Source organism: Cellulomonas sp. SG140 (assembly GCF_025770785.1).
In the GTDB taxonomy this organism is placed as follows: Bacteria; Actinomycetota; Actinomycetes; order Actinomycetales; family Cellulomonadaceae; genus Cellulomonas.
The window spans coordinates 1-16,810 of record NZ_JANZLA010000004.1; the positions used below are offsets into that span (position 1 = coordinate 1).

General features: G+C 71.3%; 14 protein-coding genes and 1 pseudogene. 7 read left to right on the forward strand and 8 right to left on the reverse strand.

All coding sequences use genetic code 11. From position 1 onward, the window contains the following. The 5 genes and pseudogenes from N0B34_RS08705 to N0B34_RS08725 form a co-directional block, all read left to right on the forward strand. Positions 1 to 808, forward strand: a pseudogene (locus tag N0B34_RS08705) (hypothetical protein); the annotation flags it as partial. A gap of 119 nt (positions 809 to 927) precedes the next feature. Then, positions 928 to 1,944 (forward strand): thioredoxin-disulfide reductase, encoded by a 1,017-nt coding sequence (trxB, locus tag N0B34_RS08710; RefSeq protein ID WP_263730981.1) that lies wholly within the window; start codon positions 928 to 930, stop codon positions 1,942 to 1,944. Next, entirely contained in the window at positions 1,941 to 2,273 is a 333-nt protein-coding gene (gene trxA / locus N0B34_RS08715; protein ID WP_263730982.1) for a thioredoxin, read from the forward strand. The genes trxB and trxA overlap by 4 nt, the downstream gene beginning before the upstream one ends. Positions 2,274 to 2,396: 123 nt before the next feature. Further along, a complete protein-coding gene (locus N0B34_RS08720; RefSeq protein ID WP_263730983.1) occupies positions 2,397 to 3,746 on the forward strand; it encodes a PLP-dependent aminotransferase family protein in 1,350 nt (449 codons plus the stop codon). Positions 3,747 to 3,879: 133 nt separating this feature from the next. Continuing rightward, complete coding sequence (locus N0B34_RS08725) at positions 3,880 to 4,887, forward strand: D-alanine--D-alanine ligase (RefSeq protein WP_263730984.1); 1,008 nt, start codon at positions 3,880 to 3,882, stop codon at positions 4,885 to 4,887. 310 nt (positions 4,888 to 5,197) lie between these two features. Here N0B34_RS08725 and N0B34_RS08730 read toward each other — a convergent pair whose 3' ends face one another. From N0B34_RS08730 to rpmH, 8 genes are all read right to left on the reverse strand, one after another. Then, entirely contained in the window at positions 5,198 to 6,481 is a 1,284-nt protein-coding gene (locus N0B34_RS08730; protein WP_263730985.1) for a ParB/RepB/Spo0J family partition protein, read from the reverse strand. Further along, positions 6,478 to 7,401: a ParA family protein gene (locus N0B34_RS08735; RefSeq protein ID WP_263730986.1), complete on the reverse strand. Its 924-nt coding sequence runs from the start codon at positions 7,399 to 7,401 to the stop codon at positions 6,478 to 6,480. Before N0B34_RS08735 ends, N0B34_RS08730 begins: the two co-directional genes overlap by 4 nt. A 796-nt stretch (positions 7,402 to 8,197) precedes the next feature. After that, positions 8,198 to 8,878 (reverse strand): 16S rRNA (guanine(527)-N(7))-methyltransferase RsmG, encoded by a 681-nt coding sequence (rsmG, locus tag N0B34_RS08740; protein WP_263730987.1) that lies wholly within the window; start codon positions 8,876 to 8,878, stop codon positions 8,198 to 8,200. Positions 8,879 to 10,331: 1,453 nt separating this feature from the next. Further along, positions 10,332 to 10,850 (reverse strand): protein jag, encoded by a 519-nt coding sequence (locus tag N0B34_RS08745; RefSeq protein WP_263730989.1) that lies wholly within the window; start codon positions 10,848 to 10,850, stop codon positions 10,332 to 10,334. A 25-nt stretch (positions 10,851 to 10,875) separates the two neighbouring features. Then, positions 10,876 to 12,120, reverse strand: a complete 1,245-nt coding sequence (yidC, locus tag N0B34_RS08750; protein WP_263730990.1) for a membrane protein insertase YidC — start codon at positions 12,118 to 12,120, stop codon at positions 10,876 to 10,878. Between the two features lie 20 nt (positions 12,121 to 12,140). Beyond that, positions 12,141 to 12,464 (reverse strand): membrane protein insertion efficiency factor YidD, encoded by a 324-nt coding sequence (gene yidD, locus N0B34_RS08755; protein ID WP_263730991.1) that lies wholly within the window; start codon positions 12,462 to 12,464, stop codon positions 12,141 to 12,143. Next, positions 12,461 to 12,826, reverse strand: coding sequence for a ribonuclease P protein component (gene rnpA, locus N0B34_RS08760; protein ID WP_263730992.1), 366 nt, complete (start codon positions 12,824 to 12,826; stop codon positions 12,461 to 12,463). The genes yidD and rnpA overlap by 4 nt, the downstream gene beginning before the upstream one ends. Positions 12,827 to 12,837: 11 nt before the next feature. After that, entirely contained in the window at positions 12,838 to 12,975 is a 138-nt protein-coding gene (gene rpmH / locus N0B34_RS08765; protein WP_263730993.1) for a 50S ribosomal protein L34, read from the reverse strand. A 446-nt stretch (positions 12,976 to 13,421) separates the two neighbouring features. Here rpmH and dnaA point away from each other — a divergent pair, with 446 nt between their 5' ends. Next, the gene (gene dnaA, locus N0B34_RS08770) at positions 13,422 to 14,918 is read left to right on the forward strand and encodes a chromosomal replication initiator protein DnaA (protein WP_263730994.1); all 1,497 of its coding nucleotides are present in this window, start codon (positions 13,422 to 13,424) and stop codon (positions 14,916 to 14,918) included. 757 nt (positions 14,919 to 15,675) lie between these two features. Continuing rightward, positions 15,676 to 16,806: a DNA polymerase III subunit beta gene (gene dnaN, locus N0B34_RS08775; protein ID WP_263730995.1), complete on the forward strand. Its 1,131-nt coding sequence runs from the start codon at positions 15,676 to 15,678 to the stop codon at positions 16,804 to 16,806. Positions 16,807 to 16,810 lie beyond the last annotated feature (4 nt).

The following is a 16,810-nucleotide window of genomic DNA, read 5'->3' on the forward strand; positions in this document are numbered from 1 at the left end:
AGCCGCGACCGGCCCCGCCAGCGGTGGCGGCACCGCGCCGCTGCCTCCCGCCGTGCCGCCCGCGGTCGCACCCGCCGCGGTGCCGCCCGCCGTGCTGCGGGAGCCGGAGAGCCAGGACGACGACCCTTTCGACTTCGGACGTGTCCGCGAGGAGCCGGTCGGACGGCGCCGGTTCGACCCGACCGTGATCGTGCTCGCCGTCGTCGTCCTCCTGGTGGTCATCGGCGTCGCCTTCGCGGCGAAGTCCCTGCTCAGCGGCCCGTCGGCGCACGGCGGCAGCGGTACGGCGTCCCACTTGCACTCCGCGAGCGCGAGCGCGAGCAGCTCCAGGTCGGGCACCCCGTCCGCCTCCTCCGGCGCCTCGACCCCTCCCACCGGCGGGGCCCCGGTGATCGCCTCGGGCGCCTCCGTCGACGCGAACGGCACCGAGGGTGACCACCCCGAGACGGTCACCAAGGCGTTCGACGGCGACCCCTCGACCTTCTGGGTCTCGCGCACCTACAAGTCGGCGAACTTCGGCGGCCTCAAGCAGGGCATCGGCTACGTGATCACGCTGAAGCAGTCGACCACCGTCTCCTCCGTGACGCTGCACACCAACGGCACCGGCGGCACGGTGGAGATCCGCGCGACCGATGCCTCGAACCCGGGAGGTGGCACGGTGCTCGCCTCCGGCCCGCTCTCGGGCAACGCCGCCTTCACGCTGAAGCCGCCGACGGCGACCAGCACCCTGAGCCTGTGGTTCACGGAGCTGCCGAGCATGCCGGACGGCTCGTTCCGCGTCGAGCTGACCGAGGTCCAGCTCGGCTGAGCGGACGCTCGGGACGGGAACAGATGCGCCCTACGATCGGTTGACGCGTGCGCACGGGCCGGCGGGAGACACCCCCGACGGCCGGCGCCACAGAACTCCGACAGTCGAGGGATGCACCCGTGAGCGACACCACCGATATCCGTGACGTCGTCGTCGTCGGATCCGGACCCGCCGGCTACACCGCGGCGATCTACGCCGCTCGCGCCGGCCTGGCCCCCGTCGTCATCGCCGGGTCGGTGACCGCCGGCGGCGCGCTGATGAACACCACCGAGGTGGAGAACTTCCCCGGCTTCCCCGAGGGCATCCAGGGCCCCGAGCTGATGGAGGCCATGCAGAAGCAGGCCGAGAAGTTCGGTGCGGAGGTCGTCTGGGACGACGCCACCTCGCTGGACCTGGCCGGACCGGTGAAGACGATCGTCACCGGCGGCGGCGACACGTACCGCGCGCGCGCCGTCATCCTGTCGACCGGCTCTGCCTACCGCGAGCTGGGCCTGCCGGACGAGAAGCGGCTGTCCGGCCGCGGCGTCAGCTGGTGCGCCACCTGCGACGGGTTCTTCTTCCGTGACCAGGACATCGTCGTGGTCGGCGGCGGCGACTCGGCCGTCGAGGAGGCGACGTTCCTCACCCGGTTCGGCCGGACCGTGACGATGGTGCACCGCCGTGACCAGCTGCGGGCCTCGAAGATCATGGCGGACCGCGCCCAGAACGACCCGAAGATCCGCTTCGCGTGGAACTCGGAGGTCGTCGGCATCGAGGGCGCCGACAAGGTGATCGGCGTGGTGCTGCGCGACACGCTCACCGGTGAGACGCGGCAGCTGCCGGCCGGCGGGCTGTTCGTCGCCATCGGCCACGTGCCCCGCACCGAGCTGCTGGTCGGCCAGGTGGACCTGGACGAGAACGGCTACATCAAGGTCGCGGGCCGCACCACGGCCACCAACCTGACCGGTGTGTTCGCCTGCGGCGACGTCGTGGACCACACCTATCGGCAGGCCATCACCGCCGCCGGCTCGGGCTGCTCGGCCGCGCTCGACGCGCAGCACTACCTGGCTGGTCTGGTCGAGGAGCCGCAGGTGGTCGACCCGGTGCCCGCCGGCGAGGCGCTGGTCACCGTGCCGGGCGGCGAGGCGACCGCGTGAGCGGCGCCCAGCCCGTCACCGACGCGACCTTCGACGAGCAGGTTCTGGCCTCGCCCCTGCCCGTCGTGGTCGACTTCACGGCGGAGTGGTGCGGACCGTGCCGTCTGGTCGGACCCGTGCTCGACGAGCTCGCCGAGACCTACGCCGGCACGGTGCGGTTCGTCACGGTCGACGCGGACAGCAACCCCGGCCTCGTCGCGCGGTACGGGATCGTCTCCCTGCCCACGCTGCAGTTCGTCTCCGGCGGTGAGCTGGTCGACGTGCTGTACGGCGCCCGGCCCAAGGCCGTCCTGAACGAGCAGGTGCGCAAGCTGCTGGCTGCAGTCTGACCCGTCGCGGCACCGCCGCGCCTCACCGGCTCGCCGCTCGAGCCCACCGGTCACCACCCCCGGACGAGCCGTCCACCGATCCCTGCCGCCGTCCCGCACAGGTGACGTGCGACACTGACGCGCATGACTCCTTCGCCTGTGCCCGACCGCGAGACGCCGGGCCGTCCCCCGTCGTCCGCTGCCGCCGGCACCGGCACCCGCCTGGACCAGTGGCTCGGCTCCTACGCCGACCGCACGCACGGCATGCGGGCCTCCGAGATCCGAGCCCTGTTCGCCGTCGCGAACCGGCCTGAGGTCGTCTCGCTCGCCGGTGGCATGCCGTTCCTCGACGGCCTCCCGCTGGACGTGCTCTCCGACATGACGGCCCGGGTGGTGGCCACCCGCGGGCTGACGGCGCTGCAGTACGGCTCCGGCCAGGGCGACGAGACGCTGCGGGAGCAGATCCTCGAGGTGATGCGCCTCGAGGGCATCGACGCGCACCCGGACGACGTGGTGGTCACCACCGGCTCGCAGCAGGCGTTGGACCTGGTCACGCGCATCTTCATCAACCCGGGCGACGTCGTCGTCGCGGAGGCGCCGTCGTACGTCGGTGCGCTCGGCGTGTTCCGCGCCTACCAGGCCGACGTGGTGCACACGCCGATCGACGAGCACGGGCTGATGCCGGCCGCGCTCGAGGAGACGCTGGTCCGCCTCGAGGCCGCGGGCCGCCGCGTCAAGTTCCTCTACACGGTCCCCAACTTCCACAACCCCGCCGGTGTGTCGCTGTCCGCCGAGCGGCGGCCCCAAGTACTGGAGATCGCCCGTCGGCACGGTGTGCTGGTGCTCGAGGACAACCCCTACGGGCTGCTCGGCTTCGACAGCGAGCCGCTGACGGCGATGCGTGGCCTGGACGACGAGGGCGTGCTGTACCTCGGGTCCTTCTCCAAGACGTTCGCCCCCGGCTACCGGGTCGGCTGGGTGGTGGCCCCGCACGCGGTGCGCGAGAAGCTGGTGCTCGCCAGCGAGTCGGCCATCCTGTGCCCGTCGAACGCCTCCCAGCTGGCGATCTCCGCCTACCTGTCCACCTGCGACTGGCGCGGGCAGATCAAGAAGTACCGCGAGATGTACCGCGAGCGTCGCGACGCGATGGTCGGGGCGCTCGCCGAGCACCTGCCGGACTGCAGCTGGACCGTGCCGGACGGTGGTTTCTACACCTGGGTGAAGCTGCCCGACGGCCTCGACGCCAAGGAGATGCTGCCCCGCGCCGTCACCGCGCGGGTGGCCTACGTGCCCGGCACCGCCTTCTACTACGACGGCCAGGGCGCCGACCACATGCGACTGTCGTTCTGCTACCCGACGCCCGAGCGCATCCGCGAGGGTGTCCGCCGCCTGGCGACCGTCGTGTCCGGCGAGTCGGAGCTGGTCGAGCTGTTCGGCACCGCCGCCGGCGTGTCCGACGACGTGGTGCAGTCGCCGGGTCCGGACGTCGCCTGAGGGCGGCTCCCGGGCCCACCGCACGGGTGCGGACGCCGGCGACCGGCCCCGCCCTCGCCACATCGGTCCTCCCTGCACCACCGCTTGTTCCCCGTCCGCCCCTCGACGGACCGTTCGACTGGAGCGCAGCAGCGTGAACCCCACCCCGTCCTCCCCTCGGATCGTCGTGCTCGCCGGGGGCCTCTCCCACGAGCGGGACGTCTCCCTCCGTTCCGGACGTCGCGTCGCGGAGGCGCTGCGCTCGACGGGTGCGGACGTCACGGTGCACGACGTCGACGCCGACCTGGTCCCTGTGCTCTCCGACCTCGCCCCCGACCTGGTGTGGCCGCTGCTGCACGGAGCCAGCGGTGAGGACGGCTCCGTGCGCGACGTTCTCGCCCTGCTCGGCCTCCGGGTGCTCGGCACCGGCCCGCGCGCCAGCCGGGTCGCCTGGAGCAAGCCGATCGCCAAGACCGTGGCCTCGCGCGCCGGCATCGCCACACCGGAGTTCGTCACCCTGCCCCAGTCGCTCTTCCGCGAGCTGGGCGCCGCCAGGATCCTCGACGCGGTGGTGCGCCGCCTCGGCCTGCCCCTGGTGGTCAAGCCGTCCCGCGGGGGTTCGGCACTCGGCATGACCCTCGTGACCTCGGCGGACCAGCTGCCACGCGCGATGGTCGAGTGCTTCTCCTACTCGGACACCGCCCTGATCGAGCGCGCCGTGATCGGTACCGAGCTGGCCGTCAGCGTCCTCGACACCGGGGACGGCCCGTTCGCACTGCCGGCGGTCGAGATCGTCACCGACGGTCCGTACGACTACGACGCCCGCTACAACCCGGGCCGCACCGAGTACTTCGCCCCCGCCCGGTTGTCCGACGAGCTCGCCGAGCGGGTCGGCGCCGTGGCCGTCGCCGCGCACCAGGCGCTCGGCCTCGCCCGCATCTCCCGCACCGACCTCATCGTCGACGCGGACGGGACGCCCTGGTTCCTCGAGGTGAACGTGGCGCCCGGGATGACCGAGACGTCGCTGCTCCCGCAGGCGGCCGAGGCGGCCGGATTCGGGCTCGGGCCGCTGTACCGGTCGCTCGTCGACGCCGCGATCGCCGCCTACGACAGCGGAGCGGCCACCGACCACCTGGACACCCGGGTCACCACCGACGCCTGATCGCGACCGGGCTCGCCCGCGCGCACCGGGTGCGAGCACCGGCACGAGCGTGCCATCGCCACGGCGCCGCGCCGCACACGTCCCGCGGCTCCGACAGCGCCGAGGCGACTCGGTCGGCTCTCCCGTGTCCCGCGACCCCCCGCTCGGGGCCGGTTCCGCGCTCAACCATCTATTCGAGTAGCGGCTGATATCGCACGCCAGTTCGACGCCGCGTGCTCCAGCCCGGCTCGGACGGCTCGGCGCCAGGCCGAGCCGCGGCACAGCGCCGCCGCGGCGTGGGGCCGAAACGGCGCCTGAGCGAGCCCGCGCCTCACCCGTGGAACAAGCCGGGGTCCTCGGGGGCGAGCGTGTTGAGGATGCGGTTCAGGTCCTGGACCGAGGCGAACTCGACCGTCAGCCGCCCACGGCTCTTGCCGAGGGCGACCTTGACGCGGGTCTCGAACCGGTCGGAGAGCCGGGTCGCCAACGCGTCCAGCGCCTCGTTCCGCACCCCGGCACGCGGCGCCGTCCGGCGCTTGGCCACGAGTCCGTCCCCGCCGAGCGCCACGATCTCCTCGACCGCGCGGACCGACAGCCCCTCGGCGACGATCCGCTGCGCCAGACGCTCGATCGCTCCGCCGTCTGCCAGTCCGAGGAGTGCTCGTGCGTGACCGGCCGACAGCACCCCCGCCGCGACCCGGCGCTGGACGAGCGGCGGCAGCTTGAGCAGTCGCAGCGTGTTGGAGATCTGCGGCCGCGACCGGTGCAGGCGGGACGCCAGCTCGTCGTGGGTGCACCCGAAGTCGTCGAGCAGCTGCTGGTAGGCCGCCGCCTCCTCGAGCGGGTTCAGCTGCGATCGGTGCAGGTTCTCCAGGAGGGCGTCCCGGAGCAGGTCCTCGTCGCCCGTCTCCCGGATGATGGCCGGGATCGCCTCGAGACCGGCGGCACCGGCCGCGCGCCAGCGCCGCTCGCCCATGATCAGCTCGTAGCAGTCGCCGGCTCGCCGCACGACGACGGGCTGCAGCACACCGATCTCACGGATGGAGCCGACCAGCTCGTCGAGAGCGTCCTCGTCGAACACCGTCCGCGGCTGCCGCGGGTTGGGCCGGATCTCGTCGAGCGGCAGCTCTGCGAACACGGCGCCCGGCACAGGGACCAGCTCGGTTCCTTCGGCCGCCCTGTCGGAGGCGGGCTCGCCGGATGCACGAGGCGCGGGTACGGCGGAGAGCTCGCCGTGCAGCCCGTCGAAGACGGCGGCCGCCGTGGACGGGCCCTCGGGCTCGATCACCGGACCCCGTGAGTCCTGGTCGTCGCCCTCAGGGTTCGACTCCAGGCTGTCCCCGCTGCTCGCGGGTGTGACCTCCGCGACCTCGTCGGCCTCGGTCGCGCTCACAGCCGGCTCGGGCGCCGTCCCGAGGGCGTCGCCCTCCATGGCCACGTCGTCCGGGTCGATCGTCGCCACGAGGGTGTCGCTGGGGCCGTCGGCGGCAGCCTGCGGGCGCGCATCCGGGAAGAAGACGTCGACCGGTCGCTCCCGGGTGGAGCGGGCGCCGTCCAGGCTCGTCGGGATCAGGGCACCGAGTCCTCGTCCCAGACCGCGTCGCTTCTCGCTCACCGTTCCTCCTCCTGACCGGCCGCCATGGCCGGCATCCCCGTGCTGGAACCGTTCGTCGGAGCCGCCCCGCGCTCCGCCACCTCGCGGGCCGCTTCGAGATACGCGAGCGCGCCGGACGACCCGGCGTCATAGGTCATCACCGTCTGGCCATAGCTGGGTGCCTCGGAGATGCGGACAGACCGGGGCACGGTGGTGCGCAGCGTCCGGTCCGGGAAGTGCTGACGCACCTCGGCGGCCACCTGCTGCGCCAGGTTGGTCCGGGCGTCGTACATGGTGAGCAGGATCGTGGAGACGTGCAGCGTCGGGTTCAGGTGCGCCTGGATCAGCTGGATGGTCTTGAGCAGCTGGCTCAGCCCCTCGAGTGCGTAGTACTCGCACTGGATCGGGATGAGCACCTCCCTCGCGACGACGAAGGCGTTCACCGTCAGCAGCCCCAGGCTGGGCGGACAGTCCACCAGGACGTAGTCCACGTCCGACAGCCCACTGGCCTGCCGCCAACCCAGGTAGCGGTCGAGGGCGGTGCGCAGGCGCGTCTCTCGCGCGACCATCGAGACCAGCTCGATCTCCGCTCCCGAGAGGTCGATGGTCGCCGGCAGGCACCAGAGCCCGGGGATCTCCGGGCTCTCCTGAACGGCCTTCTCCATCGGGAGGTCCTCGATCAGCACCTCGTAGATCGACGGCGTGCCTGCGCGGTGCTCGACGCCCAGCGCCGTCGACGCGTTGCCCTGCGGGTCGTTGTCGAGCACCAGCACCGTCAGTCCGGACTGCGCCAGGGCGGCGGCCAGGTTCACCGCCGTGGTGGTCTTGCCGACGCCACCCTTCTGGTTGGCGACGGTGATCACCCGGGTCGCAGCCGGCCGCGGGAATCGCCGCCCACGCAGCTCGATCCGGCGTCGTGCGTCCTCGTGGAGCTCCGCCATGAGTGGGGTGTCGGCCGAGACGGACGGCAGGCTCTTCACGAGAGCTGCGCGCCGCTGCTCGTCCGACTCAGGCGCCGGTGCATCGACGTGTCGGTTCGACGCGGGTTCATCGGACCGCTGCGGCGACGTCGGCATGCGCTCGGACCAGACGGTGGCGCACCCGGACGACGTCGCCCGACCGTCCGGCACGGGAGCGCTCGTCGATTTCGGCAGGTCGGTACCCGGCGCGGCCGTCGCCGTGTCGACTGTCGCTGGCGTCTCCATGCCGGTGCTGAGCCCTCTCGTCGTGCTGCTGTCGCCCACTCGCTGCGGCGGTTGCCCCGCGCGGTCTCCGCCCTCTGTGTGCCGCCGCGTTTCACGTGAAACCTCGTCCAGACCATCGGGTCCGTCGGTCAGGACATCAGGTGGTGTCTCGACATCGACCGGGACTGTCGTCGGTACGACGCTGATGGTTTCACGTGAAACAGGACCGGCCGCCAACGACACACTCGACTCGCCCGCCGCCGCGAAGCCCTGGGCGGCCTGCGTGTCGGTCGCCGATCCGCGCGCGTCCGGGGCTGGTGTCGGCTCGGCGTCCGGGGCGGCCGACCTGTGGTCCACTGACGCGTCCTGGTTCATGTCGGCACTGCCGCCGGGGTCTGTCTCCACCCCTCGCCGGCCTGGCGCTGGCTCGGAACGATCACCGTCGCGGCGGTCACCCTGCGGACTGTTCGTGGCACCCGGTGAGAGCCACGCCAAAGCATCGGGCGACGTGCTTATCGGCTGGGCCGGCACCGGATCCGTCCGCTTGCGCTTCCTACCGAACACGCCGCGCCCCCACTGCTCGTACTGCTCTCACGATGGTGGTCGGCTCAACGCCGTCCAGCAGCGACGAGGCGACGATCACCGGGTCCTCCCAGCCGAATCGCGCGGCGCTCTCCCTGGCGGACGCGATCTCGTCACCAGCGCGGCTTCCCTTGAGCGCCAGCAGCAGACCGCCTGGCACCACGAGCGGCGCTGCCCACCCGTAGAGCTTCTCGAGCGGTGCGACGGCCCGCGCTGTGAGCGCGTCTGCTCGCAGCCGGTCCGCGACCTCCTCGGCCCGTCCGCGCATGATCTCCACGTTCGAGAGACCCAGCTCCGTGACCACGTGTTCCAGCCAGGCGACTCTTCGGGCCATCGGCTCGAGCAGGGTGACGTGGACGGCTGGTGCCATCGCAGCGATGACCACACCCGGGAGACCAGCGCCGCTTCCCAGATCGATGAGCGTGGCCACGCCACCGAGCTGGTCGACCACCGCCCCTGAGTTCAGCAGGTGCCGCTCCCACAGCCGTGCCGTCTCGCGCGGACCGATCAACCCACGGACGGGCCCCTCGTCGACCAGGAGCCGGCGAAAGCGCTGGACGGACGGCCACGCGGAACCGAACACATCGGGAAGGCGTGCGTCCCCGTCCAGCGGGTCGGTGACTGCCAGGTCCTGATCCGCGCCCACCCGCACCCCGCTCCACCTGTCGCCGCTCAGGTCCGGCTTCCACGGTCGGCGACCGGACCGGCCCACGGTACCCGGTCGGCACCCCGGTGGATGCCTCACACCTGGGAGACGGCCCGGGGTCCACCACTCGCTCGAGATTGCCGCACGAGCTCGGATGGGCCCGCGGCGCTGCCGACGCTGTTTCACGTGAAACCGCGGGGTCGCCGCCGTGCGGTGTGTGGCGCCGCGGCCTGCGCTCACCGGCTGATGGCCCCCTCCCCATGATGCTCAGGTCGAGCCTCGCCCCCGAGTGCCCCGGCTGCCCTCGTCTCATGCATGCCTTTCCCCCTCTCACGCGACGCATCCCGTGGTGCGGCATAGGCGCCAGCTGCACCGAGTCGGGCAGAGCTCCGCCGGTCACTCGGCCCCGAGAGAGCGCGCCTCGGCGACGCCGCTTGAGACGGCGTACGACCGGCGACACTGGCAGCCGCCGCCGACCTGAACCTGCTGTTTCACGTGAAACATCCCGTCCGGATCGAGAGGTAGGACGCTGAAGCCCGCGTCCACTGAACACTGAGCGGACCGGGACCGACTCCGCCGATGCAGCCGAGCGGTGGGCGGACCCCGATCGCGGCGCTCCGATCCCCGGGAGATGCCGCGGCGTCCCTCCCGACGAGAGGCGCGGTGGCCGCAGCCAGCAAGCCGCCTGCACGTCACGCCGTCGCCGCCGGGCCGCGGCGTCGGGGCAGCCCTTCACTGCGACGTCGACGGCACTGCTGTGCCCAGCGCTCCAACCAGCGCACAGCCCTCGGCGGCGCCCGCTCACCACCCCGTGCACGATGTGCGCTCCAGACCAAGGGCCAGCCGCGCCGCACGCCGGCGCCCTGCGCTACGCGCTGCCCTCGCCCAGAGCGCACGGCGTGAGGTCGCGCAGGCCCCGCCCGAACAACGCCCGTCAGCGCGCCGACCACCACTAACCCGCCGGCCGTGCGACGTCCCGCCGAACTGCGGAATCCACGCCGGCCTACCAAGAAGGCGCGACATCCGGACCGGTGTCGCCGACAACCGGACCGCGGCACGCCAACGCCGAACGGCAGCACTCCACGTGATAGCGGACGGCTCGGCGTCGCAGCACCACCGACGGGCGCAACCAGGCGTCCGAGCCACTATCGCGCAGGTGAAGTGAGGTCCTCGAGGAGAGGTGCACCCGGCGGCGTGAGCTGAGAGGCGGCAGCATCCGCAAACTCTGCTGTGCCGTACACCACGCAGGAACGGCGCCTCGACCTCCGCCGTTTCACGTGAAACACGGCATCGCGACCGACCCGGAAGTCCGCGCCAAACCCTCAGAGATGCAGGGCGCGACACAGTCGGCCCCGGCCGCCCTCGTCGTCCCAACCCAGCGCGCCCAAACGCAGAGGCTCCGGTTTCACGTGAAACCGGAGCCTCTGTCTCCCGCCACCGACCGGCGGCCGAGACCGCGCTACGCGGGCCGCACCACCACGAACCGATTGGGCTCCTCGCCGTCGGAGTCGCTCATGAGCCCTGCGGCCGCCACGGCGTCGTGCACCACCTTCCGCTCGAAGGGATTCATGGGCTCCAGCGCCACCGGCGCCCCGCTCGCGTGAACCCGGCCGATGGCCTCCTCGGCGATGGCGACGAGCTCAGCGCGTCGACCGGCCCGGTATCCCGCGATGTCCAGCATCAGCCGGCTGCGATCGCCGGTCTTCGTCTGGACGGCCAGCCGCGTGAGCTCCTGCAGCGCCTCGAGCACCTCTCCGTCCCGACCGACGAGCCGCCCGAGCGACCGGTCGGCACTGTCCTCGGCAACGATCTCGACTGCGGCTCGTCCGTGCTCCACGTCGATGTCGATGTCCCCACCGAGATCCGCGATGTCGAGCAGCTCCTCGAGGTAGTCGGCTGCGATCTCACCCTCTTCCTCGAGGCGCTTGATCTGGTCGGCCCCGCCGGACACGTCGGGTGTGGTCGTCACGTCGTTCATGGTCTCCTGTGCTCCAGCCACGTCGTCACATCTCCGGACGGGACGTCGTCGACCCGCCGTCAGACTTCTTCTTCCGCACCGGCTTGGCCGCCGTGCCGCTCTCCGGCGCTGCGTCCGTGTCGCCCGCACCCGGAGCGGTCCGAGCGCTCGAGCTGCGCTTCTGCGGCTGCACCGCGCCATCGCCGGCATGCTTGGACGCCACCTTCGGCGCGCGCGCGACCTCGGCGGCCGAGTCCTCGGTGGACGGTGCGGCGCCGGACGCAGACGTGGTGGAAGCAGCCTGGGCCTCACCCGTCCCCGGACGAGACTTCGCCCGGTCCTTGCGCTTCGGCTGCTGACGCTGACCGCTCACCCGCGGCTTCTCGTCCATCTCGAGCAACGGCGCCGTGTCCGCGGCGCCACCACCATGGTGGGCGGCTCGACGCGCCTGACGCTCCTTCAGCTGCGCCTCGGCCTGCGAGCCCGGGGCTGGCATCCGCCGGATCGTGTAGAACTGCTGGCCCATCGACCACAGGTTGGTGGTGGTCCAGTAGATCAGCACACCGATGGGGAAGTTCACGCCGGAGAACGCGAAGATCAGCGGCATCAGGTAGAGCAGCATCTTCTGCTGCTGAGCCATGGGCCCCTCGAGCGCGGCCTTCGGCATGTTCTTCATCGTCAGCTGACGCTGCGTGGTGAACGTGGTCAGTGACATCGCGACGATCAGGATGATCGTCACCACCTGCACGTGCGTGTTCCCAGCGGCGCGCATGAACGTGCCGGACAGCGGCGCACCGAAGAGCGTCGCCGACTCGGCCTGCCGCGCGAGCTCCTGCGTCAGCGGGCCGATGTGCGTCTTGCCACCCGCGTACTTGCCCTGCGACAGCAGCGTGAGGGAGTTCAGCACCCGGAACAGGGCGAAGAAGATCGGCGACTGGGCCAGGATCGGCAGGCACGACGAGAACGGGTTCGTGTTGTGCTTGCGGTACAGCTCCATCGTCTCGCGGCTCATCGCCTCGCGGGACGCCGGGTCCGTCTTGCCCTTGTACTTCTTCTGGATCGCCTGCATCTCCGGCTGGATCAGCTGCATCCCGCGGGACGCCTTGATCTGCCGCACGAACAGCGGGATCAGCGCGACGCGGATGACGATCACCAGGCCGACGATGGACAGCGTCCAGGCGGCGCCGCCGGCCTCCTGCAGACCGAGGGCGGTGAACAGCTTGTGGAACTGCACCATGATCCACGCGACCGCGACCATGATCGGCCACAGCAGACCGTCGAACCAGCTCATGCGGTGGGTCTCCTCGAGACTCAGCGGGTGGCCGGGGCCACGTGATGGTGCCGGTGCACGGCACCGGGGGGAGGAACGTCGTCAACCCCGCCCGGGTTCCAGGGGTTGCACCGCAGCAGCCGGCGCGCGGCCAGCCAGCTGCCCCGCAGCGCCCCGTGACGCGTCACGGCGATGACGGCGTACTGGGAGCAGGACGGGTAGAACCGGCACGTCGGGGGACGCATCGGCGAGACGTAGAGCTGATACAGCCGCAGCGCACCGAGCAGCACAGCCCGGGGGATGCCCACGACCAGCCGGGCCACCCGCGCAGGCGACCAGGGGACGCGCGAACCTGTGGTGGTCATGCCGCGGCTGCCCGACCAGCGCGGCGCACGGCCGTTCGGATCGCGCCGTCGAGGTCTGCCCCCAGCTGGGCGTACGGCAGCTGAGCCGACGGTGGTAGTGCCCGGACCACGACGCACGACCGTTGCGGCAGGACCTCGAGTCGAGCCCGCACCAGCTCACGCAGCCGCCGCTTGACCCGGTTGCGCGTCACCGCGTTGCCCACCGCCTTGGACACGACGAGACCGACCACCGGGCTCGCAGGCCCGAGGTCGGTCTCGAACGTCAGGTGGACCACCAACGACTCGCGCCCGCCACGCGCACCCCTTCGCACCGCCCGCTCGAAGTCCGCGGAACGGCGCATCCGGTGCGCTGCTGGCAGCACCGGCGCAGCTGTCAGGCGGACAGCTCCGCGCGGCCCTTGCGGCGCCGTGCGGAGAGGATGGCGCGCCCGGCGCGGGTACGCATCCGCAGGCGGAAGCCGTGGGTCTTCGCACGACGCCGGTTGTTCGGCTGGAAGGTGCGCTTGGTCACGTCGGTCTCCAAAGGGCATTCGGCGCGCGTGCCACGCGCACCAGGTGGTGGTGCAGGTCCGGTGCCGGGCTGGACGGCTCCCTGGTGTCGCGCCACTGGTGCGCGATGGCGTCTGGGCGCGCCAGCAGGAGCCTTCAGAAGGCTGGACCACGGTACGCCGGAGCCCGGAGAAGGGTCAAATGGGCCGGGGTGCCCGGAGGCTCGGGCCTGGTCGTGTCCAGTCGACACACCGACGACTCACCGACCTCACCCTTTCAGACACTCCCGCGACACCGGCGAACGGTTTAGCATCTGTCGTCGTCGCGCGGTCGAACGAGCCGCCGTCATCGCCCCACGCACCCCTCGCGGCACCCCTCTGCGCTTCGCACACAGGTGTGGACAACCGTGTGGACGGTGGCGCGCGTGCCAGACTCGGCGACCTTGGCGATCGAGTACGAGGGCGGGACGTGACACAGGACGACGAGCTGGCCGCAGTGTGGGGTCACGTGGTCGCGAACCTCGAGCAGAGCCCCGACATCACGCCCCGTCAGCTCGCGTTCGTCCGCCTCGCCCGTCCGCTCGCCCTGGTCGACGGCACCCTCCTCCTCGCTGTCGGCAACGAGCTGACCAAGGAGTATCTCGAGACCCGGGTGCGGTCCGAGGTGACCGACGCCCTCCGCGAGTCCCTCCAGCGCGAGGCACGGTTCGCCATCACGGTCGACCCGTCCGTGGAGCAGAGCGCCTCGGGCTCCGGCGACGGGCTCACCTCCGTCGGTGCGGTGACGGGGGTGGGCACCACCACCTCCCTCACGCCGGATGCGCTCGGTCCCGACGGCGCCGCGCGGCCACCGCTGACCGTCGTACCGCCGACCCCGACGCCCTCGTCGGACGACCTGCCCTCGGCGGCGCACCGCCGACCGCCGGTAGAGCACGCGCGGCTGAACCCGAAGTACCTGTTCGAGACCTTCGTCATCGGGTCGTCCAACCGGTTCGCGCACGCCGCCGCCGTCGCAGTCGCCGAGGCGCCGGCCAAGGCCTACAACCCGCTGTTCATCTACGGCGGCTCGGGCCTGGGCAAGACGCACCTGCTGCACGCCATCGGTCACTACGCGCAGAACCTCTACCCGGCGATCCGGGTGCGCTACGTGAACTCGGAGGAGTTCACCAACGACTTCATCAACTCGATCTCCGAGGGCAAGGCGGGCGCCTTCCAGCGCCGCTACCGGGAAGTCGACGTGCTCCTCGTCGACGACATCCAGTTCCTGCAGGGCAAGGAACAGACGATGGAGGAGTTCTTCCACACGTTCAACACCCTGCACAACGCGAACAAGCAGGTGGTGCTGACCTCCGACCTGCCGCCGAAGCAGCTCAACGGCTTCGAGGACCGCATGCGGTCCCGCTTCGAGTGGGGCCTGATCACCGACGTCCAGCCCCCGGACCTCGAGACGCGCATCGCGATCCTCCGCAAGAAGGCCGGGTCGGAGCGCCTCCTCGCGCCCGACGACGTGCTCGAGTACATCGCCTCGAAGATCTCCAGCAACATCCGTGAGCTCGAGGGCGCACTCATCCGCGTCACGGCGTTCGCCAACCTGAACCGTCAGCCCGTCGACCTCACCGTCGCGGAGATCGTCCTCAAGGACCTGATCACGGACGACGACTCCGCGGAGATCACCGCCACCGCGGTGATCGGCCAGACGGCCGCCTACTTCGGGCTGACCATCGAGGACATCTGCGGCTCCAGCCGCTCCCGTGTGCTCGTCACCGCGCGGCAGATCGCGATGTACCTCTGCCGCGAGCTGACCGACCTCTCCCTGCCGAAGATCGGCCAGGCGTTCGGCGGCCGCGACCACACGACAGTCATGCACGCCAACCGCAAGATCCGCGAGCTGATGGCTGAGCGCCGGTCGATCTACAACCAGGTGACCGAGCTCACCAACCGCATCAAGCAGCAGAACCGGGGCTGACGGGACGATCGTCCCCTCCGTTGTCCACAGGGTTGAGCCCAGGCTGGGGATAACCCTCGAGGGCCGCAGGGAAGCCTCGCCCCCCGCCGAGCGTGATCACGCCGACCGGACCCCAACACTGCGCTGACCTGCGAAGACGTTCCCTCCTTCCCACACTGCGCGACTTTCGTACAGGCTCCCCGGGTGCGAGCAGTCGCCCGACGGGGCGCGCCGCGGACCCGGCCCGACAACCTTCATCCACTCCCTGAAACTTGCATGGGACGAATCGTCAACACCTGTGTACACAGCTGTGGATGACGGTGGATGAGCTGCCGAATCATGTGGACCGAATCAGACACGGCTGTGCGTCGACGTGGACGACGAATCACACGTCCACCGGCGTCCCCGCCGCGCACCGGTCACCCACAGGTGGCGTCCACACGCCGACGTGGCATCCGACCTGCGACGGAACCACTTCGTCCACATCGCCCACAGGTGCGATGACGATGACGACACTTCTTGTCATCCAGATCCGGTGCACACCAACGTCTGACACGCACCGCACCGACACCTGCCGACCCGCCCTTGAACGGCCCCCGCCGGCCGAGCCGCCCACACCCCCGGCGTCCCTCCGTCGGGACCGGGGCGCCTCCTGTCGGGCCGACGGCCGTCGCGTAGTGTTCCGCTCAACCCGTGCCCCACCCCGACCGATGCACCGGCATGGTCGCGGGCCCACCGCGCACAGGGTGGTACGAGGTCCGACGACGAGGAGTGGCGCATGAGGTTCCGGGTCGACCGTGACGTCCTGGCGGACGCGGTGACGTGGACCGCGCGGAGCCTGCCGACCCGCCCTCCGGTCCCGGTCCTCGCCGGGGTTCGCATCGAGGCGGACACCACCGGCACGCTGCAGCTGTCGAGCTTCGACTACGAGGTGTCGGCGCGCTCCCAGATCCCCGCCGACGTCACCGAGCCGGGCACGGTGCTGGTCTCCGGCCGGCTGCTCGCCGAGATCTCCCGCGCGCTGCCGGCCAAGCCGGTCGACGTCGTGCTCGATGGCACGAAGGTGCAGGTCACGTGCGGTGCGAGCCGCTTCACCCTGCTCACGATGCCGGTCGAGGACTACCCGACGCTGCCCGCGATGCCCCCCGTCGCCGGTGTCGTCGACGGCGAGGAGCTGACCCACGCCGTCGCCCAGGTGTCCGTCGCGGCGAGCCGTGACGACACGTTGCCGCTGCTCACGGGCGTGCGCATGGAGATCGACGGGGAGAAGGTCACGCTGCTCGCGACCGACCGCTACCGCCTCGCGCTGCGCGAGCTGTCGTGGAAGCCGGCGTCGCCGGGGTACTCGAGCGTCGCCCTGGTCCGGGCCCGCACCCTGTCCGACGCCGCGAAGTCCCTCGGTGGGTCCGGATCCGTCACCGTTGCGCTCTCGACAGGCGGTGGCGTCGACCTGATCGGCTTCGAGGCGGGTGGCCGGCACAGCACCTCCCTGCTGGTGGACGGCGACTACCCCGCCGTCCGCCGACTGTTCCCGGACGAGACGCCGATCCACGCCGTCATCGACAAGCCGGCGCTGACCGAGGCCGCGAAGCGCGTCGCGCTGGTCGCCGAGCGCAACACCCCGATCCGGCTGAGCTTCACCGACGGTCAGGTGGTGCTCGAGGCAGGTCAGGGCGACGACGCGCAGGCGTCCGAGGCGCTCGAGGCGGTGCTGGTGGGCGAGCCGATCTCGGTGGCGTTCAACCCGCAGTTCCTGCTCGACGGCCTGGGCGCGCTGGACTCCCCGTTCGTCCGGCTGTCGTTCACGCACCCGAACAAGCCGGTCGAGTTCACCGGGCAGGCGGAGCTGAACGGCGAGGACTCCCAGGCCTACCGCTACCTGCTGGTCCCGATCCGCTTCGCCGGCTGACCGG

Coding starts and splice junctions, on each gene's coding strand:
- N0B34_RS08735 (WP_263730986.1), bottom strand. CDS start 7,401: ATGGCGGAGCTCCACGAGGACGCACGACGCCGGATCGAGCTGCGTGGG.
- dnaN (WP_263730995.1), top strand. CDS start 15,676: ATGAGGTTCCGGGTCGACCGTGACGTCCTGGCGGACGCGGTGACGTGG.
- yidD (WP_263730991.1), bottom strand. CDS start 12,464: ATGACCACCACAGGTTCGCGCGTCCCCTGGTCGCCTGCGCGGGTGGCC.
- N0B34_RS08745 (WP_263730989.1), bottom strand. CDS start 10,850: ATGAACGACGTGACGACCACACCCGACGTGTCCGGCGGGGCCGACCAG.
- yidC (WP_263730990.1), bottom strand. CDS start 12,120: ATGAGCTGGTTCGACGGTCTGCTGTGGCCGATCATGGTCGCGGTCGCG.
- N0B34_RS08720 (WP_263730983.1), top strand. CDS start 2,397: ATGACTCCTTCGCCTGTGCCCGACCGCGAGACGCCGGGCCGTCCCCCG.